18 protein-coding genes are annotated in these 22,926 nt (G+C 62.0%); 11 read left to right on the top strand and 7 right to left on the bottom strand.

Annotation, left to right across the window (positions count from 1 at the left end; genetic code table 11):
• Positions 1-146: 146 nt before the first annotated feature.
• The 3 genes from HBO12_RS19925 (at position 147) to HBO12_RS19915 (ending at position 6,085) form a co-directional block, all read left to right on the top strand.
• Complete coding sequence (locus HBO12_RS19925; protein ID WP_169954903.1) at positions 147-1,937, top strand: DUF1302 domain-containing protein; 1,791 nt, start codon at positions 147-149, stop codon at positions 1,935-1,937.
• A 30-nt stretch (positions 1,938-1,967) separates the two neighbouring features.
• On the top strand, positions 1,968-3,335 hold the full coding sequence (locus tag HBO12_RS19920) for a DUF1329 domain-containing protein (RefSeq protein ID WP_169954904.1): 1,368 nt from the start codon (positions 1,968-1,970) through the stop codon (positions 3,333-3,335).
• 209 nt (positions 3,336-3,544) lie between these two features.
• Entirely contained in the window at positions 3,545-6,085 is a 2,541-nt protein-coding gene (locus HBO12_RS19915) for a LuxR C-terminal-related transcriptional regulator (protein ID WP_170043016.1), read from the top strand.
• A 416-nt stretch (positions 6,086-6,501) separates the two neighbouring features.
• Here HBO12_RS19915 and HBO12_RS19910 read toward each other — a convergent pair whose 3' ends face one another.
• The gene (locus HBO12_RS19910; RefSeq protein WP_170043015.1) at positions 6,502-7,290 is read right to left on the bottom strand and encodes an IclR family transcriptional regulator; all 789 of its coding nucleotides are present in this window, start codon (positions 7,288-7,290) and stop codon (positions 6,502-6,504) included.
• A gap of 119 nt (positions 7,291-7,409) precedes the next feature.
• Here HBO12_RS19910 and hmgA point away from each other — a divergent pair, with 119 nt between their 5' ends.
• The 4 genes from hmgA (at position 7,410) to HBO12_RS19890 (ending at position 12,109) form a co-directional block, all read left to right on the top strand.
• On the top strand, positions 7,410-8,693 hold the full coding sequence (gene hmgA, locus HBO12_RS19905; RefSeq protein ID WP_169954907.1) for a homogentisate 1,2-dioxygenase: 1,284 nt from the start codon (positions 7,410-7,412) through the stop codon (positions 8,691-8,693).
• 3 nt (positions 8,694-8,696) lie between these two features.
• Entirely contained in the window at positions 8,697-9,995 is a 1,299-nt protein-coding gene (gene fahA, locus HBO12_RS19900) for a fumarylacetoacetase (protein ID WP_170043014.1), read from the top strand.
• 12 nt (positions 9,996-10,007) lie between these two features.
• On the top strand, positions 10,008-10,643 hold the full coding sequence (gene maiA / locus HBO12_RS19895; RefSeq protein ID WP_170043013.1) for a maleylacetoacetate isomerase: 636 nt from the start codon (positions 10,008-10,010) through the stop codon (positions 10,641-10,643).
• Positions 10,644-10,753: 110 nt separating this feature from the next.
• Entirely contained in the window at positions 10,754-12,109 is a 1,356-nt protein-coding gene (locus tag HBO12_RS19890; RefSeq protein WP_170043012.1) for an MFS transporter, read from the top strand.
• An 81-nt stretch (positions 12,110-12,190) separates the two neighbouring features.
• On the opposite strand, the gene HBO12_RS19885 is transcribed toward HBO12_RS19890, so the two are convergent.
• A complete protein-coding gene (locus HBO12_RS19885) occupies positions 12,191-12,994 on the bottom strand; it encodes a SirB1 family protein (RefSeq protein WP_170043011.1) in 804 nt (267 codons plus the stop codon).
• A gap of 185 nt (positions 12,995-13,179) precedes the next feature.
• Here HBO12_RS19885 and HBO12_RS19880 point away from each other — a divergent pair, with 185 nt between their 5' ends.
• Positions 13,180-14,199, top strand: coding sequence for a Leu/Phe/Val dehydrogenase (locus HBO12_RS19880; RefSeq protein ID WP_170043010.1), 1,020 nt, complete (start codon positions 13,180-13,182; stop codon positions 14,197-14,199).
• A 53-nt stretch (positions 14,200-14,252) separates the two neighbouring features.
• Here the strand turns inward: HBO12_RS19880 and HBO12_RS19875 are convergent, their stop codons facing one another.
• Positions 14,253-14,513 (bottom strand): YebG family protein, encoded by a 261-nt coding sequence (locus HBO12_RS19875; protein WP_003188807.1) that lies wholly within the window; start codon positions 14,511-14,513, stop codon positions 14,253-14,255.
• 333 nt (positions 14,514-14,846) lie between these two features.
• On the opposite strand from HBO12_RS19875, the gene HBO12_RS19870 reads away from it, so the two are divergent.
• Positions 14,847-15,296, top strand: coding sequence for a phosphate-starvation-inducible protein PsiE (locus tag HBO12_RS19870; protein WP_169954913.1), 450 nt, complete (start codon positions 14,847-14,849; stop codon positions 15,294-15,296).
• A 1-nt stretch (position 15,297) separates the two neighbouring features.
• On the opposite strand, the gene HBO12_RS19865 is transcribed toward HBO12_RS19870, so the two are convergent.
• The 3 genes from HBO12_RS19865 to HBO12_RS19855 form a co-directional block, all read right to left on the bottom strand.
• Positions 15,298-15,615, bottom strand: a complete 318-nt coding sequence (locus tag HBO12_RS19865; RefSeq protein ID WP_169954914.1) for a DUF3509 domain-containing protein — start codon at positions 15,613-15,615, stop codon at positions 15,298-15,300.
• Between the two features lie 269 nt (positions 15,616-15,884).
• On the bottom strand, positions 15,885-17,174 hold the full coding sequence (locus HBO12_RS19860; protein ID WP_169954915.1) for a serine/threonine transporter: 1,290 nt from the start codon (positions 17,172-17,174) through the stop codon (positions 15,885-15,887).
• 60 nt (positions 17,175-17,234) lie between these two features.
• Positions 17,235-18,611 carry an L-serine ammonia-lyase gene (locus HBO12_RS19855; protein WP_170043009.1) on the bottom strand — a complete coding sequence of 459 codons (1,377 nt, stop codon included), beginning with the start codon at positions 18,609-18,611 and terminating at the stop codon, positions 17,235-17,237.
• Between the two features lie 137 nt (positions 18,612-18,748).
• Here HBO12_RS19855 and HBO12_RS19850 point away from each other — a divergent pair, with 137 nt between their 5' ends.
• Both HBO12_RS19850 and HBO12_RS19845 read left to right on the top strand, forming a co-directional pair.
• On the top strand, positions 18,749-19,696 hold the full coding sequence (locus HBO12_RS19850; RefSeq protein WP_032857665.1) for a LysR substrate-binding domain-containing protein: 948 nt from the start codon (positions 18,749-18,751) through the stop codon (positions 19,694-19,696).
• Between the two features lie 212 nt (positions 19,697-19,908).
• Entirely contained in the window at positions 19,909-20,316 is a 408-nt protein-coding gene (locus HBO12_RS19845; protein ID WP_099167987.1) for an HPF/RaiA family ribosome-associated protein, read from the top strand.
• Between the two features lie 195 nt (positions 20,317-20,511).
• On the opposite strand, the gene fecA is transcribed toward HBO12_RS19845, so the two are convergent.
• A complete protein-coding gene (fecA, locus tag HBO12_RS19840) occupies positions 20,512-22,857 on the bottom strand; it encodes a TonB-dependent Fe(3+) dicitrate receptor FecA (RefSeq protein WP_170043008.1) in 2,346 nt (781 codons plus the stop codon).
• Between the last annotated feature and the right edge of the window lie 69 nt (positions 22,858-22,926).

The raw sequence follows: 22,926 nt of genomic DNA, 5'->3' as shown, positions 1-22,926 counted from the left end.
CACTGCGTCGATAGCCCCGCCAATACCCACGCTAGAGCCTGCGTTAATCCTTTGGAGCGACACAACGAATACCTCCTTGGTGCGCTTATCGCTCCTGATGGCGGGCAGTAGGGTGGGGCCTTCTGTCACACCACCGGGGAAGACGCATGACAAAAACAACAATGCGCGCCATCTTCAGGCCACAGGCGCTGGCCGCTGCGGTTGCTTTGGGTTGCTGCGTTCAGGCGCAGGCTGTTTCATTCAATATCGGCGAGATCGAGGGGCAGTTCGATTCGTCGCTGTCGGTGGGTGCCAGCTGGGGCATGCGCGATGCCGACCGCAAGCTGGTGGGCACGGTCAACGGCGGCAGTGGCCAGGCTTCCACCGGGGATGACGGGCGGCTGAACTTCAAGAAGGGCGAAACCTACTCGAAAATCTTCAAGGGCCTGCACGACCTGGAGCTCAAGTACGGCGATACCGGGGTGTTTGTACGGGGCAAGTACTGGTACGACTTCGAACTCAAGGACGAAGACCGTGAGTTCAAGCCGATCAGCGACCACAACCGCAAGGAAGGCTCCAAATCCAGCGGTGCACAGATCCTCGATGCCTTCGTCTATCACAACTATTCCCTGGGCGACCTGCCGGGCACCGTGCGTGCCGGCAAGCAGGTGGTCAGTTGGGGCGAAAGTACCTTCATCGGCAACTCCATCAACAGCATCAACCCCGTCGACGTCTCGGCCTTCCGCCGGCCTGGCGCCGAGATCAAGGAAGGCCTGATCCCGGTGAACATGCTGTTTGCCTCCCAGGGCCTGACCAACCAACTGACCGTGGAAGGCTTCTACCAGTTGGAATGGGACCAGACCGTACTGGATAACTGCGGCACCTTCTTTGGTGGCGACGTGGCGGCCGATGGCTGCACCAATAACTACACGGTCGGCAGCCCGGCGATTCGCCCGCTGCAACCTGTGGCCGCTGCGTTCGGCCAAGGCTTTGGCGTGACCAACGAAGGGGTGATCGTGCGCCGCGCTGCCGACCGTGATGCACGGGATTCCGGGCAGTTCGGCATGGCCTTGCGCTGGCTCGGCGATGACACCGAATACGGCCTGTACTTCATGAACTACCACAGCCGCACGCCGACCGTGGGCACCCTCACGGCCAACACTAACCTTGCGACCATCGGCAATATCATCAATACCGCCAACGGCATTGCCCCCGGCAGCGGCGCCGGCCTGGCGCAGAGCGTGATGCTCGGACGCGGCCAGTACTACCTGGATTACCCGGAAGACATCCGCCTGTACGGCGCCAGCTTTTCCACGACCCTGCCCACCGGCACCGCCTGGACCGGGGAAATCAGCTACCGCCCCAACGCCCCGGTGCAACTCAACACCACCGACCTGACCCTGGCCCTGGTCAACCCGATTGCCGGTAACACCGTGTCGCCGATCAAGAGCTCATTCGGCGCTGACAACACCGGCTACCGGCGCAAGGAAATCACCCAGTTCCAAACCACCATGACCCAGTTTTTCGACCAGGTGCTGGGCGCCGAACGCCTGACCGTAGTGGGCGAGGCGGCCATCGTGCGGGTGGGCGGGCTGGAGAACAAAACCAAGCTGCGCTACGGCCGTGATTCGGTCTACGGCCAATACGGTTTTGGCGGTGATACCGACGGCTTCGTCACGGCGACTTCCTGGGGTTATCGCGCCCGGGCGATCCTGGACTACAACAACGTGATCGCCGGGATCAACTTCAAGCCCAACCTGTCCTGGTCCCATGACGTCAAGGGTTACGGCCCCAATGGCCTGTTCAACGAAGGGGCCAAGGCGCTCAGCGTCGGGGTCGATGCGGACTACCGCAACACCTACACCGCGAGCCTGAGTTACACCGACTTTTTTGGCGGTGACTACAACACCCTGACCGACCGTGACTTCCTCGCCCTCAGCTTTGGCGTGAACTTCTGATTCGGCTAAAAAAGAACAAGGACAACAACCATGCGTAAGATGATTTTGCAGTGCGGTGTACTGGCCCTCAGCCTGGTGGCCGCCAACGTGATGGCCGCCGTGTCACCGCAAGAAGCAGCCAAGCTCGGTACGACCTTGACCCCAGTGGGCGCCGAGAAAGCCGGTAACGCCGATGGCTCGATCCCGGCCTGGACCGGTGGCATCCCGAAAAACGCCGGCGCGGTGGACAGCAAGGGCTTTTTGGCCGACCCGTTTGCCAATGAAAAACCGCTGTTCGTGATCACCGCGGCCACGGTCGACAAGTACAAGGACAAACTGTCGGACGGCCAGGTGGCGATGTTCAAGCGCTACCCAGAGACCTACAAAATCCCGGTCTACACCACCCACCGCACGGTCAACCTGCCCGACGATATCTACGAGTCGATCAAGCGCAGCGCGCTCAACGTCAAGTCGATCAACGACGGCAACGGCCTGGAGAATTTCACCGGCAACCGCTACTACGCCTTCCCGATCCCGAAAAATGGCGTCGAGGTGTTGTGGAACCACATCACTCGCTATCACGGCGGCAACCTGCGACGCATCATCACCCAGGCCACACCGCAGACCAACGGCAGCTACACGCCGATCCGCTTTGAAGAAGAAGTGGCAGTGCCACAACTGATCCCGGACATGGACCCGGCCAAGGGCGCCAACGTGCTGACCTTCTTCAAGCAGTCGGTCACCGCGCCCGCCCGCCTGGCGGGTAACGTGCTGCTGGTGCACGAAACCCTCGACCAGGTGAAAGAACCGCGCCTGGCATGGATCTACAACGCCGGCCAACGCCGCGTGCGCCGTGCACCGCAAGTGGCCTACGACGGGCCGGGCACTGCGTCCGACGGCCTGCGCACCTCGGATAACTTCGACATGTTCTCCGGTGCGCCAGACCGCTACGACTGGAAACTGGTGGGCAAGAAGGAAATGTACATTCCCTACAACGCCTACAAGCTCGATTCGCCGTCCCTTAAATATGACGACATCATCAAGGCCGGCCACATCAACCAGGACCTGACCCGCTACGAGCTGCACCGGGTCTGGGAAGTGGTGGGCACGGTGAAACCAAGCGAGCGGCACATCTACGCCAAGCGCCACATGTACATCGACGAAGACAGCTGGCAAGTGGCGCTGGTGGATCACTATGACGGCCGCGGCCAACTGTGGCGCGTTGCCGAAGGTCATGCGCAGTTCTACTACAACCACCAGACCCCGGCCTACACCGTCGAGACCCTGTACGACATCATCGCCGGCCGCTACATCGCCCTGGGCATGAAGAACGAAGAGAAGAGCAGCTTTGTATTCGGCTTCAACGCCAAGGCGGCGGACTACACCCCATCGGCCCTGCGCGCCTCGGGAGTACGCTGACCTAAGGTTGTAAACCCAATCACTGTGGGAGCAGGCAAGCCAGCTCCCACATAGGCTCGGGTTTTAACCTGCCAATCCTGTGCCGGGCTCAAATGAAGCCCGGCTTTTTTATGCCCGGCAATCAGCCCGCTGAATACTTCTTCAACAACGCCCATTGACAGGACTACGGTAGACCGCACGCCGCATAACAATAAAAAAGGGACGTTGTAATGACCGCCATGACCCGTCGCCTGGATCGCCCTGGATTCATGCCACGTCTGTCTTCCCACCATTTGCTGCGCCCACGCCTGGCCGAGCCGTTGCTGGGGGCCGAGGCGCGGGTCCGGTTGCTGTGCGCGCCGGCCGGTAGTGGCAAGAGTGCCTTGTTGGCCGAATGCGCCCTGCAGGCCCCGGCGAGTTGCCAAGTGTATTGGCTGCCCCTCAACGGTGCGGCCCTGGACCCGCTGGATTTCTGTCAGGGCCTGGCCCAAAGCCTGGGCCTGGTGTTTGTCGATCAAGCCAGCTTGTTGCTCGACCTGAGCCGCTGGCAAGCGCCGGCCTGGCTGTTTCTCGATGACTATTGCCGGGTGGCGGCGCCCGCATTGGATGCCTTGCTCGACCGGGTGCTGGCGGCCAGCAGCCCGGCCTTGGTCTGGTGGCTGGGCGCGCGGCGCCGGCCGGCCTGCAATTGGCCACGGCTGTTGCTCGATGATGAGTTGTGGGAGTGCGGCGGTACCGAGTTGGCGTTCGATCAGCGCGAGGTCCAGCAACTGCTCGAACATCACGCCGCGGGCGGGCAGGCCGCTGATAAAGTCCTGCAGTTCAGCGCCGGCTGGTGCGTCGGCGTGCGTATCGCCCTACTCGAAGGCGACAGCCATCCCGACAGCGGTGCCTGGCATGGGCGCTCCCAGACCTTGCTCGATTACCTGCAACACGAACTGTTCAGCACCTTGCCCGAAGAGTTGGAGGAGGCCTGGCGCGTGTTGGCGCACCTGCCGCGTTTCAACCCGGGGCTGTGCGAACACCTGTTCGGGTTTGGCGATGGCGCCGACTACCTGCGCGAGCTCCAGGCCCTCGGCGCGTTTATCGAGCCCTGGGAAGATTCGCCGGAGTGGCTGCAGGTCTTCGCGCCCCTGGCCCAGTTACTGCGCGACGAACCCTGGCCGGCCCGGCGTTCCTGGCACCGGCGCGCCTGCCAATGGTTTACCGCAGCCCAGGACTGGCAGGCGGCGTTTGAGCAGGCGCTGCTGGCTGAAGAGTACGAAGTGGCGGTCAGCCTGTTGGAGCACTTCAGCTTTGAAGACTTGTTCCGCCAGCAAAACGCCGTGCTGTTGTTGCGCCTGCATGAGCAACATGGCGACGAGTTGATGCTCGGCTCGGCGCAACTGGTGGGGCTGGTCACGGCGGCCTTGCTGTTTGCCGGGCGTTTCGACCAGGCCGCGCAATGCATCGATCAACTGGCGCGCTTCACCCCGCAACCCACCGCCGCGCTGCAACGCCATCTGCTGGCGCGCTGGCAGGCGCAGTGGGGTTGGTTATTGCACCTGGGGGGGGAAGCGGTGCCTGCGCGTGGGCATTTTCTGGAGGCATTGAATGACTTGCCGGACAGCGCCTGGACGTCGCGCCTGATGTGCCTGTCCGGGCTGACCCAGCAAGCGCTGTTGCGCGGCGAACTGGACGTGGCCCAGGCGCTCAATCGCGAGGCGCTGTGCCTGGCGCGGGCCCATGGTTCGTTGCTGCTGGAGGCGGTGCTGGAGCTTGATCATGCGCAACTGCTGGAACAGCGGGGCGCACCGTACCGGGCCCAGAGCCTGTTGGAAGGCGTGCAGGCCATGCTGGTGCAGCAGCGCCTCAAGGCCGGGCCGCTGATGGGCCGGATTGCCTTGCGCCGTGGGCACCTGGCACTGCGCCAGGGGCATGACGCGCTGGCCACCGACTGCCTCGAAGCCGGCCTGGGCATGTGCCTGCATAGCCAGGATAAGCGCGTGCTGTACGGCTTCCTCGGGTTGGCGATGCTGGCGGCCAACCGTGGCGACTACGCCCAGGCGTTTATCCAGTTGCGCGACGCCGAGCGCCTGATGCAGCGCCGGCAGGTGCCCGACACGGTGTACCGGGCGGTGTTGTTGTTGCTCAGTGGGCACTTTTGGTTGCAGCAGGGGCGCGCCGAACTGACCCTGGAGGCCGTCAGCCGGGTGCTGCGCCACTATCATGGCCCGCAGGCGAAACAGGCACCGCCGGCGACCCTGGAGCTGATCCCCCGGCTGGAATACTTGCTGGTGCTGGCCCAGGTCAAGCTGCGCCGGGCCGAGCAACCCATCCAGCGGCTCACGGCCTTGCTCGATACGGCCCGCGAGCGTGGCATGCAGTGCCTGGAAGTGGAGTTGCACCTGGTGTTGGGCGAGGTGGCCTGGCAACTGGGCGAGCGCGCGAACGCGGTGCGCGCGCTGCAAACCGGGCTGGCCCTGGCGGCGCGCTGCCAGGTGCAACAGGCGGTGCGCGAACTGCGTCTGCGCCAGCCGGGGTTGCTCAGTGAACTGGGGCTTGAACCTCAGGATGCAGTGGCGGCGCCAGGGGAAAACCCGTTGAGCCAACGGGAACTGGAGGTGCTGCAACTGATCGCGCTGGGTAACTCCAACCTGGAAATTGCCGACTTGTTGTTTATCTCGCTGCACACGGTGAAGACCCACGCGCGGCGGATTCACAGCAAGTTGGGGGTGGAGCGGCGCACCCAGGCCGTGGCCAAGGCCAAGACCCTGGGCCTGATGGCCTGATTACTCCCAGCAATGCCGATCAACAGGTGGGAGCTGGCTTGCCTGCGATGACGGTGTATCAGTCGCAGAATGTATCACCTGACCCACCGCCATCGCGGGCAAGCCCGCTCCCACAGGGGATCTCGGCTGGGCACAGGACTTTGCACACACCACTCACCAACTGTGGGAGCTGGCTTGCCTGCGATGACGGTGTATCAGTCGCAGAATGTATCAACTGACCCACCGCCATCGCGGGCAAGCCCGCTCCCACAGGGGATCTTGGCTGGGCACAGGACTTTGCACACACCACACACCAACTGTGGGAGCTGGCTTGCCTGCGATGGCGGTGTATCAGTAGGCAAATGCATTAACTGACCCACCGCCATCGCAGGCAAGCCAGCTCCCACATTTGCCCACATGCATTCAGTTGCAACGGGTCAGGGCTGGTAACCCATCCGCCAACTCACCGCCTGGCTCGCCGCCAGCAATTGCCGGGCCGCCGGTCCATCTTCATCGGCATGGAACAACGACGTCGGCCCCACCACCGTCATCACCGCCACCACCTGGCCCATGGCATTAAAGACCGGCGCCGACAGCGCATCGACCCCGGGCATCAGCAAGCCATGCACAAAGTGCAGGCCCCGCTGGCGAATCTGCGCACAGGCCTGCCCATACGCCTGGTCGTCCGCCAGCGCATGGGCGGTGCCGGCCTGGATCTCCTGCGTGCGCAGGTCCACGGTTTCGCGCTCTGGCAAAAAGGCGCTGAACACCAGGCCCGTGGATGAGCTGAGCAGCGGCAGCACCGACCCCAGTTGCGTCACCACCGTGACCGCGCGTACCGCCGGTTCGATATGCACCACCGTTGCGCCGTGGTTGCCCCACACCGCGAGAAAGCAGGTTTCATTCAACTCGTCGCGCAGCTGCGCCAGGGGCAGGGTGGCAACTTTCAGCACGTCCATGCTGCCCAGCGCCGCCAACCCCACGCGCAAGGCTTCGCGGCCCAGGCCGTAATGGTTGGTGGCCGTGTTCTGTTCGGCAAAACCCGAGGCAATCAACGCCTGCAAATAGCGGTGGACCTTGCTCGCGGGCATCTGCACATGTTCGGCCAGGCGCGACAGGGACGTGGCCGGCGACAGTTCGGCCAGGGCCTTGAGGATGTCGGTGCCGACTTCGGCCGAGCGGACTTTCTGTTTACCGGTGTCGCGGGGGGCGGGGGGCTTTTCCATGGAGAGCGTGTGTCCGAAAGACGAATGGCGGTCTTTATAGCTTGACGGTCGATACGGAGCAAATTACGTTATGCGTAACTGGATTACGATAAAAACAACTTCCTTACTGAGGACGATCCATGACCCTCGATTACCAATCGGGCTTTGGCAATGAATTCGCCAGCGAAGCCTTGCCAGGTGCACTGCCGGTCGGCCAGAACTCCCCGCAAAAAGCGCCCTACGGGCTGTACACCGAACTGTTCTCCGGCACCGCCTTCACCATGGTGCGCAGCGAAGCGCGGCGTACCTGGATGTATCGCATCCAACCGTCGGCCAATCACCCGGCATTCATCAAGCTGGAACGACAACTGGCCGGTGGCCCGCTGGGCGAGGTGACGCCCAACCGCCTGCGCTGGAACCCGTTGGATGTACCTGCAGAACCCACCGACTTTATCGACGGCCTGGTCGGCATGGTGGCCAACGCCGGCGCCGAGAAACCCTCCGGCATCAGCATCTATCACTACCGCGCCAACTGCTCCATGGAGCGGGTGTTCTTCAACGCCGACGGCGAACTGTTGATCGTTCCCGAGCAAGGCCGCCTGCGCATCGCTACTGAACTTGGGGTGCTGGAGGTCGAGCCGCTGGAAATCGTCGTGCTGCCACGGGGCCTGAAATTTCGCATCGAACTGCTGGATGCCCAGGCTCGCGGCTACGTCGCCGAAAACCATGGCGCGCCGCTGCGCCTGCCGGACCTGGGGCCGATTGGCAGCAATGGCCTGGCCAACCCCCGGGACTTCCTGACCCCGGTCGCCCACTACGAAGACCTTTCACGGCCCACGCCGCTGGTGCAGAAGTTCCTCGGCGAGCTGTGGGGCTGCACCCTCGATCACTCGCCGCTGAACGTGGTGGCCTGGCACGGCAATAACGTGCCGTACAAATATGACCTGCGCCGCTTCAACACTATCGGCACAGTGAGTTTCGATCACCCGGATCCGTCGATCTTTACCGTGTTGACCTCGCCTACCAGCGTCCACGGCCTGGCCAATCTCGACTTCGTGATCTTCCCGCCGCGCTGGATGGTGGCCGAAAACACCTTCCGGCCACCGTGGTTCCACCGCAACCTGATGAACGAATACATGGGCCTGATCCAGGGCGCCTACGACGCCAAGGCCGAAGGTTTCCTGCCCGGCGGCGCGTCGCTGCACAGTTGCATGAGCGCCCACGGCCCGGATGGCGAGACCTGCACCAAGGCCATCGCCGTGGACCTGGCGCCGCACAAAATCGATAACACCATGGCCTTCATGTTCGAGACCAGCCAGGTGCTGCGCCCGACCCGCTTCGCCCTGGACTGCCCGCAACTGCAAAACACTTACGACGCTTGCTGGGCCACGCTGCCGGCAACCTTCAACCCGAATCGGAGATAAACCATGACTCAGTCCACTCTCACCCGTAGTTGGGTGGCCTCGGCCAACGGTCACCCGGATTTCCCCCTGCAGAACCTGCCCCTGGGCATCTTCAGCCTCACCGGTTCGGCACCGCGCAGTGGCGTGGCGATTGGCGAGCATATTTTTGATCTGCAAGCGGCCCGTGACCTGTTTGACGGTGAAGCGCGCCGCGCCATCGATGCCATGGCGGACGGCCAACTGAACGCCTTCTTCGAGCTGGGCCGTGGCCCACGGGTGGCACTGCGCGAACGCCTGCTGGAACTGCTCGCCGAGGGCAGCAGCCAGCAAGCCAAGCTGCAAGCCCTGGGTACCCAAGTGTTGCCACTGGCCGCCGATTGCCAGATGCACCTGCCAGCGAAAATCAACGATTACACCGACTTCTACGTCGGCATCGAGCACGCGCAGAACGTCGGCAAACTGTTCCGCCCGGACAATCCGTTGTTGCCCAACTACAAGTACGTGCCAATTGGCTATCACGGCCGCGCGTCGACGATCCGCCCGTCCGGCACCGAGGTGCGCCGGCCCAAGGGCCAGACCCTGCCAGCCGGCCAGACCGAACCGACCTTCGGCCCGTGCGCACGCCTGGACTACGAACTGGAACTGGGCATCTGGATCGGCCAGGGCAATGCCATGGGCGACTCGATTGCCATTGGCGACGCCGCCGAGCATATCGCTGGCTTCTGCCTGCTCAACGACTGGTCGGCCCGCGATATCCAGGCCTGGGAGTACCAGCCGCTGGGGCCGTTCCTGTCGAAAAGCTTTATCACCAGCGTCTCGCCCTGGGTGGTCACGGCTGAAGCCCTGGAGCCGTTCCGCAAGGCCCAGCCCGCACGCCCGGCTGGCGATCCACAACCGCTGCCGTACCTGCTGGACACCCGCGACCAGGCCGCTGGCGGCTTTGATATCGAACTGGAAGTGCTGCTGACCACCGCCGCGATGCGCGAGCAGAACCTGGCGGCCCATCGCCTGACCCTGAGCAACACCCAACACATGTACTGGACCGTGGCGCAAATGGTCGCGCACCACAGCGTCAACGGCTGCCAGTTGCAGGCCGGCGACCTGTTTGGTTCGGGCACCTTGTCGGGCCCGGAAGCGGGGCAGTTCGGCAGCCTGCTGGAAATCACCGAAGGCGGCAAAAAGCCGATCGAGCTGGCCTCCGGCGAAGTGCGCAAGTTCCTTGAAGACGGCGACGAAATCATCCTGCGCGCCCGCTGCACGCGTGATGGATTTGCCTCCATCGGCTTCGGCGAATGCCGTGGCACTGTGGTCGCCGCGCGCTAAGGGGGCGAGGGGATGGAACTCTATACCTACTACCGTTCCACATCGTCCTACCGGGTGCGCATCGCCCTGGCGCTCAAGGGCCTGGACTTCACCGCGCTGCCGGTCAACCTGCTGGTGCCCAAGGGCGGCGCCAACCGCCAGCCCGAATACCTGGCGATCAACCCCCAGGGCCGTGTCCCGGCCTTGCGTACCGACGAGGGCGAACTGTTGATCCAGTCGCCGGCGATCATCGAGTACCTGGATGAACGTTATCCACAGGTGCCGCTGCTCGCCAAGGATCTGGCAGCCCGCGCCCATGAGCGCGCGGTGGCCTCGATCATCGGCTGTGACATTCACCCGTTGCACAACTCCAGCACCCAGAACCTGTTGCGCCAGTGGGGGCATGACGAGGCGCAATTGCTGGAGTGGATCGGGCACTGGATCAGCCAGGGCCTGGGCGCCGTGGAGCAATTGATCGGCGAGCAGGGTTACTGCCTTGGCGACCAGCCTGGGCTGGCGGATACGTTTCTGATCCCGCAGTTGTACGCGGCAGAGCGCTTCAAGGTGGCACTGGATGGCTACCCACGAATCCTGCGCGTCGCAGCCTTGGCTGCCAAACATCCTGCATTTATCCAGGCCCATCCCTCCAACCAACCTGACACCCCCTAACCCCTGCAGGAGCCGGCTTGCCGTCGATGGCGCTTCACCTGATACACCGCCATCGCCGGCAAGCCAGCTCCTACAGGCGGATATCCAATAAAAAAAACAGGTACCTTGCGATGCACAATCAGATTGCCAGCTTTCGCGCGGCACTCGACGCCCGTCCGGTGTCGCGCTACCAGTGGTTGATTCTCCTGTTGTTGGCGTTGTTGCTGGTCACCGATGGTTACGATGCCCAAGTGTTGGGCTACGTGGTCCCGGCCCTGGCCCAGGACTGGGGCCTGGAAAAAGCCGCCTTCGGCCCGGTGTTCAGTGCCAACCTGCTGGGGCTGACCTTAGGTTCCCTGGCCGTGACGCCCCTGGCGGACCGCTTCGGCGTGCGCCGCATCCTGCTCGCCTGCGTACTGATCTACGCCAGCCTCACGGTGCTGATGGTATTCGCCAATTCCCTGAACACGCTGATGGCCGCACGCTTTATTTGCGGCATTGGCATGGGTGGCGCGATGCCCAGTGCCATGGCCTTGATGTCGGAATATTCGCCACCGCGTATGCGCACGTTGATGGTGACGCTGGCGGCCTGTGGTTTCTCGTTCGGTGGCGCGGCGGGTGGTTTTGTCGCGGCGGGTTTTATCGACAGTTTCGGCTGGCAGGCCGTGTTCCTCGCCGGTGGTGTGACGCCGTTGCTGCTGTTTCCCTTCCTGGTATGGCTGCTGCCTGAATCCTTGCCACGTTTGTTGCGCGATGCGCCGCCCTATGCGCGCCTGCAGAAAGTCACGGCGCGCATGCTGCCTGGTTGGCAGGCGCCGGCGGCCAGCGAAGAACAGAATCGCCAGGAGCAGGGCAGCAAACTGACGGTGGTGGAGTTGTTTCGCAATGGCTATGCCCGGCCAACGCTGCTGATCTGGTCGACCTTTTTCGTCAGCCTGATCCTGCTGTATTTCATGATCAGTTGGTTGCCATCACTGTTGCTGGAAAGTGGCATGGCCTTGAACAAAGCCAACCTGGTGACCTCGATGTTCCTGTTCGCCGGCACGTTGGGCGCGATTGGCATGGCGTGGTTTGCCGACCGCCTGAAAAGCAAGGTCCGCCTGCTCTCCGGTGTGTTGGCGGCCGCGGCGGTGTGCACGATTCTGCTGGGGCTCAATCACGACAACCCGCGTTACCTGGTGGCGTTTGTGTTTGCGGCGGGCTTTTGCATCATCGGTGGCCAGTTGACCCTCAATGCGTTTGCCAGCAACTTTTACCCGGCCCATGTACGTGCGACGGGCACGGGCTGGGCGCTGGGTGTCGGGCGGTTTGGTTCGATCCTCGGGCCGCTGTTTGGCAGCATGTTGCTGGCGATGCAGGTACCGGTGCAGCAGATTTTCTTCTTCTGCGCGATTCCAGCGGTGATCGCCGCGCTGCTGATCATTCAGGTGCGCTCCCCCGAGCCCACGCCGCCGGTTGAGATCCTCCAGCACCCGCTTGAATCCTGAAGGGCAACCCCCTTATTTGTAGGAGCTGTCGAGCCCCGGCGAGGCGGCGATGAGGGCGACGCGGTTCACCGGTCGCCCCCTTTAATGCACCACCGCCCCAGGCGGCAAATGCCCCAGCCGTTCCGTCAGGCGCAGCCGCTGCACCGGGTCTTCACTGAGCAACAGCGCGTGCTCAAGATCGAAGCGCTCGGCATTCGGGCAATCCAGGTGCTTGTACAGACTGGCCCGCGCCAGATAGTCGGCGGCGCTGGCATCGCCCAGTTCCAGCACGCGCTCGGCGTCGATCAGCGCCGCGAGGTGATTGTCATTGGCCAGGTGCAGTTGCCGCAGGTTGCGCGACAGCCGTTGCAGGATCAGCCGTGGCTCGACGCTGCGCAGGTGCTCCGCTTGCAGCTTGAGATTGGGGCCGTACTGGCGTTGCAGCAATTCGCGGCAGTCGTTGGGGTACAGCCGCCGCCCGCCACAGGGGTCGAGCAAATGATCGGCACCGCTTACCCTTAGCAGGAAGTGCCCGGGGAAGTTGACCCCGACCATCGGGATCTCCAGGCGCCGCGCCAACTCCAGGGCAATCAGCCCCAGGGCCAGAGGCTGTCCGCGGCGGCGCTGCAACACCTTGTCCAACAGCGCGGCGGCGGGGCGCAAGGGGGTGAAGTCATCCTGGGCGAACCCCAGGTCGTTCAGTATCCGCAGCAACGGTTGGCCCAGCTCATCGGCCGGCAGCAGCGGCATGCCGAGGCTTACCTGCTGTTGCAGCACCGCGAAGTCAGCCAGGATCGCCCGTGGCTCCACGGCGGGGTCGTGCTCGGCAGCGATCCATAAGGCGGCTTCAAACAGCGCCGCAGGCGAGCGGTGCAGGCAGTCGAAAAAGGCTTGGCGGGGATTCATTGCATTCTCCGTCGGATGTCTCGTTTTAGCCTTGCCGAGAACTTTCGTCCAGCTTCTTGAGAACCAGCCTACTTGTTTATGTCACAAAGCCTGAAATTGCGGTCGGCTTATTCCCGCGTGCTCCGGCAATCTTTTACCGGCGGCCTATACTTGGCGACTACAAGAAGTGATTCGGGAGCTTGACGATGTTTGCTCTCATGCACAGCACCCGCCTTGAATCCCTGCACCTGAGCGTTGACCCGGTGAGCGGGTTGAAGGCGGTCATTGCCATTCACAGCAGTCGCCTGGGGCCGGCCCTGGGCGGCTGTCGCTACCTGGCCTACCCCGACGACGAAAGCGCCGTGGCCGACGCCGCGCGCCTGGCCCGAGGCATGAGCTACAAAGCCGCGCTGGCCGGCTTGCCGGTGGGCGGCGGCAACGCTGTAATCATCCGCCCGGCCCATGTGGAAAGCCGCGCCGCGTTGTTCGAAGCCTTCGGCCGGTGCATCGAGCAACTCGATGGCCGCTACATCACCGCCATCGACAGCGGCACCTCCGTGGCAGACATGGACTGCATCGCCCAGCACACGCGCTTTGTCACCAGCACCACCGCCGCCGGCGATCCGTCTCCCCATGCGGCCATGGGCGTATTCGCCGGCATCCGCACGGCCGCCATGGCCCGCCTGGGCAGCGACAACCTGGAAGGCCTGCGTGTGGCAATCCAGGGCCTGGGCAACGTCGGCTACGCCCTGGCCGAACAACTGCACGCTGCTGGCGCTGAATTGCTGGTGAGCGATATCGACCCTGGCAAAGTGCAACTAGCCATGGAGCAACTGGGCGCCCACCCGATTGCCAACGACGCCCTACTCAGTACCCCATGCGACATTCTCGCGCCGTGCGGCCTGGGCGCTGTCCTCAACCGCCAGAGCGTCGCCCAACTGCGCTGCGCCGCCGTGGCCGGTTCCGCCAGCGCGCAGCTGACCCACCTGCAAGTGGCCGACCAATTGGAAGCGCGCGGCATCCTCTACGCACCGGACTATGTGATCAACTCCGGCGGCCTGATCTACGTCGCCCTCAAGCACGGTGGCGCGGACCTGGCGACCATCACCGCGCACCTGTCCAACATCGGCACACGCCTGACCGAAATCTTCGGCCACGCTCAAGCTGAAAAACGCTCACCCGCCCGAGTGGCCGATGAACTGGCCGAGCGCCTGCTGTACGCCTAGCCCTTATTAAAAAGGCCCTGAATCAACGATCCAGGGCCTGTTCAATTCGGGCTTTATTCCGCCGCCGGGTTCAGCAACTCGGACAACGCATCCGGCTGGCTCTTGAACGCCTTGGCAAACACATCGCGATTCTTCGCCATGTAGATCCCGGCTTCCTCCACCTGCTGCTCGCTCAGGGACGGCACGGCTTTTTGCAACACTTCTGCCAGCAACTCAGCGAGTTCAAGCATCTTGTCATGACGGTCAGCTTCGGCTTTATCCATGAACAAACGCTCCAGATCTCGGCTGCTGCGGTATACCACTTCGACGGCCATTCACCACCTCACATGCCTTCACGATAGTTGTCTATTGCGACTACTGTATTTATATACAGCTAAAAGGATAAGCCAATCCAGGGGGTTTGGGTAGCAGCTTTTTAATGTAGTTGGGAAATGGGGTTTGTCAGATGTCAGTGCCGCAGTCGCAAACCCCAAAAGGCAAGAGTAAGTGTCTCATGTCATTCCACCATCATCTCATTCTGCAATCTCTGGCCTTCTTTCTGCATGCAGAGAAATCGTCATGCCAAACGGGCATTATCCCCCGCGAGTCGAAGCATGGCTTAGGCAGTGGCAAATAGTTGGCTATTTTTTAAACAGTGGTGGTGAGCAATGACAGAAATGAAGTGGGCCGACAAAGTGCGCAAAAGCCTGCACGCGAATGCAGATTCCCTGGGCAATCTGGCGGTGGAGGCGTTTCACTACCTCGCGCTTTTTGGTATCGGTGCAATCACCGCTTATGCGGCAATAATGACCTTTATCGACATGTTGCAAAAAGGCGGCATCAGCGTTGATGACATCCTGCTGCTGTTTATCTACCTGGAGCTGGGCGCCATGGTGGGGATCTATTTCAAGACCAACCACATGCCGATCCGCTTCCTGCTGTACGTGGCGATCACCGCATTGACCCGCCTGCTGATCGGCGACGTGTCCCACCACAATGCCCCGGACCTGGGGATTATTTACCTGTGTGGCGGGATTCTGTTGTTGGCGTTCGCCATCCTAGTGGTGCGTTTTGCCTCGTCGCGTTACCCATCAGTCAAGGAAAAGTCCGACTCCTGAGTCAGAGCCCGGCTGTGATTGGCGGCCGGGTGCTCGGCGGGCGCTGCAACAGCTTGTGACTGTCGCCGTCGGTCATCACTGCCAAAATCTCCATGGCGCTGTGCCCCTGTTCAATGGCAATGCCAAATTGCACGCTTTGCACCAGGCGTTTGAGCCGTTGTGGGTCGTTGCGCTGTTCGGCGCTGATCATGCGTTTGGCAACTACGCCGCTGTCGTCGGACAGGGTCAGCATGATGCTGCCGTCCAGGCGCTGGATGCTCAGGTTGACCCGGTATTGGGGGGTGAACGTGTCGGTGATCAGCTGAAAAGGATTGTCCATGGTGCGTTACCGCCTGATAAGAACATGCACTGATTGACGACCGGTATGGCGATTGGTTCGTGTTGCCTGACCACCGGTCGCAAGCTCCGTTTTCCTTCATGGGGTGTACAGCAAGGGCCGTGCCGTACAGCTATCTTTCTGACAACGAGTTGTCCCTGTGGGAGCGGGCTCGCCCGCGATAGCGGTGGATCAGCCAACCATTGCGTGACTGATGCAGCGCTATCGCGGACAAGCCCACTCCCACAGGTTGATCTGTGCAGTGGGCTGTTTCAGGGCACCAGCGAGAAAATGACCGCAGACAGCGCAATCAGCCCCACCAACACCACAAACACATTCGACACCTGGCCCGAATACTGGCGCAAAGATGGCACGCGCCGGATTGCGTACATCGGCATCAGGAACAGCAAACACGCAATGATCGGCCCGCCGAGGGTTTCGATCATGCCCAGGATGCTTGGGTTGAACGTGGCCACGGCCCAGCAGCTGAGGATCATGAACACCGCGGTGCAGCGTTCCAGCCAGCGCGCCGACAGGGTGCGGTTGCGGCCACGCAGGGATTTGACGATCAGGCCCTGGAAGCCTTCGCTGGCGCCGATGTAGTGGCCGAGGAAGGATTTGGTGATGGCCACCAGCGCGATCAATGGCGCGGCGTAGGCAATAACCGGGGTTTGGAAGTGGTTGGCCAGGTAGGACAGGATCGAAATGTTCTGCGCCTTGGCGGCGGCGAGGTCGGCGGGCGACAGTGCCAGTACGCAACTGAAGCAAAAGAACATCACCGTCAGCACCATCATGCCGTGGGCCATGGCCAGGATGCCGCTGCTCTTGCGTTCGGCTTGGGCGCCGTACACGCGTTTCTGGTCCACGGCGAAGGCCGAGATGATCGGCGAGTGGTTAAACGAAAACACCATCACCGGGATCGCCAGCCATAGGGTCTTGAAGAACACCGGCAGGGGCATGCCCTCGCTGGCCGAGGCGAAGAACGCGCCGTTCCAGTTGGGGATCAGGCTCAGCGCCAGCAGCAGCAAGGCGGCGACGAACGGGTAGACCAGCACGCTCATGGCCTTGACGATCACGCCCTGGCCGCACCGCACAATGGCCATCAGACCGAGGATCAGCACCAGGGACAGGATCGCCCGTGGCGGTGGGGTCATTTGCAGTTGGTGTTCCATGAAGCTGCCGAGGGTGTTGGTCAGCGCGACGCTGTACACCAGCAGGATCGGGAAGATGGCGAAGAAGTACAGCAGGGTGATCAGCTTGCCGGCACCGACGCCGAAATGTTCTTCCACTACGTCAGTGATGTCGCCGGATTTGCCTGACAGCACAAAGCGCGTCAGCCCACGGTGGGCGAAGAAAGTCATGGGGAAGGCCAGCAGCGCCAGCACGATCAGCGGCCAGAAGCCGCCGACCCCGGCGTTGATCGGCAGGAACAGGGTGCCAGCACCGATGGCGGTGCCGTAGAGGCCCAGCATCCAGGTGGTGTCGTGTTTGCTCCAGCCGCTCGTTACGGTTTGTGTGGCAGAAGCGGGATTTTCGGCAGCAGGTGTACGTACATCGGTCATCGTTATTGCCTCGTTATTATTTTTGCGCGGGCTCACGTATGGGGCGGGTAGGCGTGCTCCTCAGCACTCCACCCAGCTGACCGCCAGGCCGCCCCGTGAAGTTTCTTTGTATTTGTCATGCATATCGGCGCCGGTATCGCGCATGGTGCGGATCACCCGGTCGAGGGAAATGAAGTGCTTGCCATCGCCGCGCAGGGCCATTTGCGTGGCGTTGATGGCTTTGACGGCGGCAATGGCGTTGCGCTCGATACAGGGCACCTGGACCAGGCCGCCCACGGGGTCGCAGGTCAGGCCAAGGTTGTGCTCCAGGCCGATTTCGGCGGCGTTTTCCAGTTGCTCGGGGGTGGCGCCAAGGATATCTGCCAGGCCAGCGGCGGCCATGGCACAGGCCGAACCGACTTCACCCTGGCAGCCGACTTCGGCACCGGAGATCGAGGCGTTTTTCTTACACAGGATGCCGACGGCGGCTGCGGCCAGGAAGAAGTTGACTACATCGTCGTCGGACGCGTCGGCATTGAACTTCATGTAGTAGTGCAGCACTGCTGGGATGATCCCGGCCGCGCCGTTGGTCGGTGCGGTGACCATGCGCCCACCGGCGGCGTTTTCTTCGTTGACCGCAAGGGCGAACAGGTTGACCCATTCCATGGCCGACAAGGTCGAGGTGATCACATTCGGTTTGCCGATTTCCAGCAGGCTGCGGTGCAGCTTGGCGGCGCGGCGCGGCACATCCAAACCGCCGGGCAAGATGCCTTCATCGCGCAGGCCTTGCTCGACGCACTCGCGCATCACCGACCAGATATGCAGCAGGCCGCTACGGATTTCTTCGTCGCTGCGCCACGCGCGTTCGTTGGCCATCATCAATTCAGAAACACGCAGGTCATGCTTGTTGCACAGGGCCAGCAGTTCGACGGCGCTGGAAAAGTCGTAGGGCAGTTCTACATCGCTGGTGGGAGCAATACCCGACTCGGCTTCCGCAGCCTCGATAATGAAACCACCGCCCACCGAGTAGTAGGTCTGTTCGCTCAACAGGCCGTTTTTGCCGTAGGCATGCAGGGACATGGCGTTGGGGTGGTAGGGCAGGCTTTCCTCCAGCAGCAGGAGATCGTGCTGCCAGTTGAAGGAGATTTCTTGGGTGCCGGCAAGCAACAAGCGGCCAGATTCGCGCAACTGCTGGATGCGCGGCCCGATGGAGGTAGGGTCCACTCGATCGGGCCATTCTCCCATCAACCCCATTACGCAGGCACGGTCGGTGGCATGGCCCACGCCGGTAGCCGACAGTGAACCGTACAGGCGCACTTCCACGCGCTGGGTTTGCTCCAGCAACTGTTGGTCGGTGAGGGCCTGGGCGAAGGTTGCCGCTGCCCGCATGGGGCCGACGGTATGGGAGCTCGACGGGCCAATGCCCACCTTGAATAGATCAAAAACGCTGATAGCCATGCTAAAGCCTTACAAGCAATGGAGTAGGAATCGCTGCCATGTTTTGTAGGACAAGCGGAAGTGGCGCGATACTGAGCCTCTAGATCGGCACTGACCAACGAATTATCCTAAGACACCCTTTAGCAGGACTAAACTCTATGGCTCGCCCGCTTCATGCCCAGACCTATGTCTGGTTGCACGTATTTGCCTGCGCCGCACGGCATTTGTCCTTCACGCGTTGCGCCGAAGAACTGCACATCACGCCGGGGGCGGTCAGCCAGCAGATTCGCCAATTGGAAGAACGCCTGGGCTTTCGCCTGTTTCATCGCCGGGCGCGTGGCGTGGAGCTGAGTGCCGAGGGGCAGCGGTTGGCGATTACGGTGAGTGAGGCCTACGGCAGCATCGATGCCGAGTTGCAGCGCCTGGATGCGGGGATGATCAGCGGCACCTTGCGCCTGCGCTCGATTCCGTCATTTCTCGGTAAATGGCTGACACCGCGCCTGCCGCGTTTGCAGCAGCGTTTCCCGGATATCCAACTGCGCCTGGTGGCCGAAGACAGCAGCATTGCCCTGCACGAAGGCGACTTCGACCTGGCCATCGACCTTAACGACGGCAGCTATCCGGGTTTGTTATCCACAGCCTTGCTCGATGAGCAGATATTCCCGGTGTGCGCGCCGAGCCTGCTGCGCGGACGGCCGCCGTTGCACGGCCCGGCCGACCTGGCCCACTTCCCGCTGTTGCACGACATCACAGCCTGGCGTGGGAGTTATGAGTACGCCGAGTGGGAGTTTTACCTGAATGCTATCGGCTATCACGACGCCGACGTGCGGCGTGGGCATACCTTCAACCGCAACCACCTGACCATCGAGGCCGCCATTGCCGGCATGGGCGTGGCGATTGCCCGGCGCACCCTGCTCAATGACGAATTGGAGCGCGGCACCCTGATCGTGCCGTTCGGGCTCGCGGTGCCGAATCACAAGCGCTACGTGCTGTTGTATGCGCCAGGCGCGCTGAACCATCCCGGCGTGCGTGCGGTGCATGACTGGCTGGTGGAAGAGGCGGGGATTTTTCGCGGATTGCACCCCTTGGGAGAGGGGCAATTGTGAGGATTTGCCCGGGTGGGCGGGTGTACCCAACTCCCGACCATAACAGCGCTTTGGGCGATTGTCAGACTTAATTTGTAATGTAGGATTTATCTTTGAATAGGGGTTGAATTGTTCCCTCAGGTGCTCAATTGTGTAATCAAGAGGTCATGGTTTCACCGCATCGGTGTTGCAGTTGTGACCTCTGGCGAGCTAGCTGAAATAAGGGAAACACTATGCAAATCCTAGTCAACAGCGATAACCATATTGAAAGCAGCATCCGACTGGAGGAGTGGGTACGTACTACCATTGAGAGCACGCTCGAACGTTATGAAGAAGACTTGACCCGCATCGAAGTCTTTTTGAAGGATGAGAACGGCGACAAGCCGGGCCCACACGATTTAAGTTGCCGCCTGGAAGCGCGGCCAAAGGGTCATCAACCGATTTCGGTCATCCATAAAGCCGACACCCTGGAACAAGCCATCGACGGGGCGGCCACCAAGCTGGATAACGCGCTGGAGCATCTGTTCGGCAGATTGCAAGGCAAGCCGCGTGCAGAGAAACGCACGCCCAACAACCAAGTCGATGAAGCCGGGCTTGAAGAGGAATTCCTGGAAAACGAACAGGCTGCGCTTAACAGCTGATTGCTGAATGTTTTTCAACCCCATACAAAACGGGCCTGCAGATGCAGGCCCGTTTTTTTGTGGCGAATATATATCAAATGTGGGAGCTGTCTCGCCTGCGATGGCGATCTGCCATTTACTGAAGTTGCAGCTGACCCACCGCCATTGCAGGCAAGCCAGCTCCCACATAAGCCAAGAGTGTATTCAGGCTATTCGTCAGAACGCGACCGAGGTCTGCACATACACCGTGCGCGGCTCACCCACGTATTTGCCCTTGTTGTTATCGTCAAACGAACGGGTGAAGTACTGGGTGTTGAAGATGTTCTTCACCCCCACCGCCACATTCAAATCCGACAACTGCGGGCCGAAGTCGTACGCCGCGCGGCTGCTGAACAGCATGTAGCCGGGGATGCGCCCATTGCTGCCATCCACGCTTTCGGCCTGGGTGTTGGCGTTGTCGGCGAACTGGCTGCTCTGGTAGGTGCTGTCCAGGTTCAACTTCCATTGGCCCTCGGTGTAGCCCACGCCCAGGGTGCCTTTGTGCTTGGACGAGAAGGGCACGCGGTTGCCTTTGTTCGGGCCGTCTTCGCGGATGGTTGCATCGACATAGGCGTAGCTTGCGTACACATCAAAGCCGGCCAGCGCGGGGCTCAAGCCGTCGAGGGCGTAGTTGAGGCTGGATTCGATGCCCTGGTGCCGGGTTTCACCCCGGGCGATCACCGAGTCGTTGGTCTGGTTGCTTTCATACTGGTTGTCGAAGTTGATCAGGAACGCGCCGATTTCTGCGCGCAGCGCGCCATTGTCGTAGCGGGTGCCGACTTCCCAGGTGCGGGCCTTTTCCGGCTTGACCGCGCCGCTGCTCACACGGTTGGGCATCTGGCTGTACTGTACGCTGCCGAAGGAGCCTTCGGTGTTGGCGTACAGGTTCCAGTCGTCGGTCAGGTGATACAGCACGTTCAACGCCGGCAGGGCGGTGTTGTAGTCGCCCTTGTATTTGACGTCGGTCAGGTTGTTGGTTTGCTGGGACTTGATCATCTCGTAGCGGATGCCAGGGGTTACGGTCCACTTGCCGATATCGATGCGGTCGTCGATAAAGAATGCGTTGGCTTCGGTGCCGCCGCGGGTGTCGCGGTCGTTGCGGCTGTCGGTATTGGGCAGTTGCTGGTTGGCGCTGATCGGCGTGCGGTAGCGCAATTCGTGGCCAGCTTCGTTGATGTAGCGGTAACCCACGCCAACCTCCTGGCTGGTCGGGCCGAGGTCGAAGCCTTGGGCCAGGCGGGTTTCCAGGCCGCGTACCCAATACTCGCGCGGTGACAGCGAAAGGAAGCTGCCCTGGTCCAGATAGCCGCTGCGCAGGGTCTTGGTAAAGAAGCTGTTGACGGTGAATTCCCGGCGATCTTCCTGGTAGCGATAGCCCACGTTAAACATCGTACGGCGGCCCCAGAATTTGTCGTAGGGGCGGGTGGACTGATACGGGTCGGCCTTGTAGGCCGCCGTGCTCAAGCCACCGGGCATATCGGCCTGACCTTCGTAGTACTGGGCCATGGCATTGAAGCTGTTGGCTTCGTCCAGTTGGTAATTGCCCTTGAGGATCAGGTCGTCGATTTGTGTGTCGCTGTGTTCGCGCCAATCGCCGCCGCGGGTGCCGGAATACAGCAGCGCGCCGCCCAGGCCATTGTCGGCGGTGCCGCCGGCCAGCAGGTTGCCGGTGGTCTTGAAGCCATCGTGGCTGGAAGACGGGCTGGTCTCGGTCTGCAGGCCGCCCTTGACCGTCGGTGCATCGGGAATTGCCCGGGTCACGAAGTTGACCACGCCGCCGACGTTCTGCGGCCCGTAACGCACTGCGCCACCGCCGCGTACCACGTCCACTGCATCCATGTTGCCCATGCTGACCGGCGCGAACGACAACTGCGGCTGGCCATACGGCGCGAAAGGCACCGGAATGCCGTCCATCAATACCGTCGAACGCGACGCCAGGCGCGGGTTGAGCCCGCGAATACCGAAGTTCAGCGCCATATCGTGGCTGCCGGTGCCGTTGTTTTCCGGCGCGTTGACCCCGGGAATACGATTGAGCACGTCACGGGCCTGGGTCGCCCCCTGGCGCTCGAACTCTTCGCGGCGAATCACATCACGGGCGCCGGGGTGTTCGAAGACGTTGGTTTGCGCCGCGTCGCCCAGCCAGTCGCCCACCACATTGGAGGTGCCCAGCTCCAGGGTGGCCGGCGCGTTCAGTGGTTGCAGGCTGTAGGCATTGTTACCTTCGGCGCGGGCTTGCAGGCCGGTGCCCTTGAGCAATGCGTTCAAACCTTGCAAGGTGGTGTAGTTGCCCTGCAGGCCCTGGCTTTGCGCGCCGGCAGTCACTTCGGAGCCAAACGAAATCAGCACGCCGGCCTCGCGGCCAAACTGATTCAGCGCCGCCTCCAGGGATGCCGGGGCGATGTGATAAGGCTTGGCCTCGGCCGCCATGGCGTAGGGCAGGGCGCTGAAACTGAGGCTGGCGCCCAGCAGCAAGTGGCGCAGCGTACGGGCAAGTGGCGTCAGGCGAGTCGGTTGCTGGGGCATGAAGAACGTTCCTCAGAGGTGGGAAACAGGGTGGCTTTCCCTCTCTGTCACGCGAGGTACGGAAAACGG

This window comes from Pseudomonas sp. WS 5059, from assembly GCF_012985525.1.
In the GTDB taxonomy this organism is placed as follows: Bacteria; Pseudomonadota; Gammaproteobacteria; order Pseudomonadales; family Pseudomonadaceae; genus Aquipseudomonas.
The sequence above is the reverse complement of the archived record's forward strand: the minus strand, read 5'-3'. Positions and strand labels throughout refer to the sequence as shown.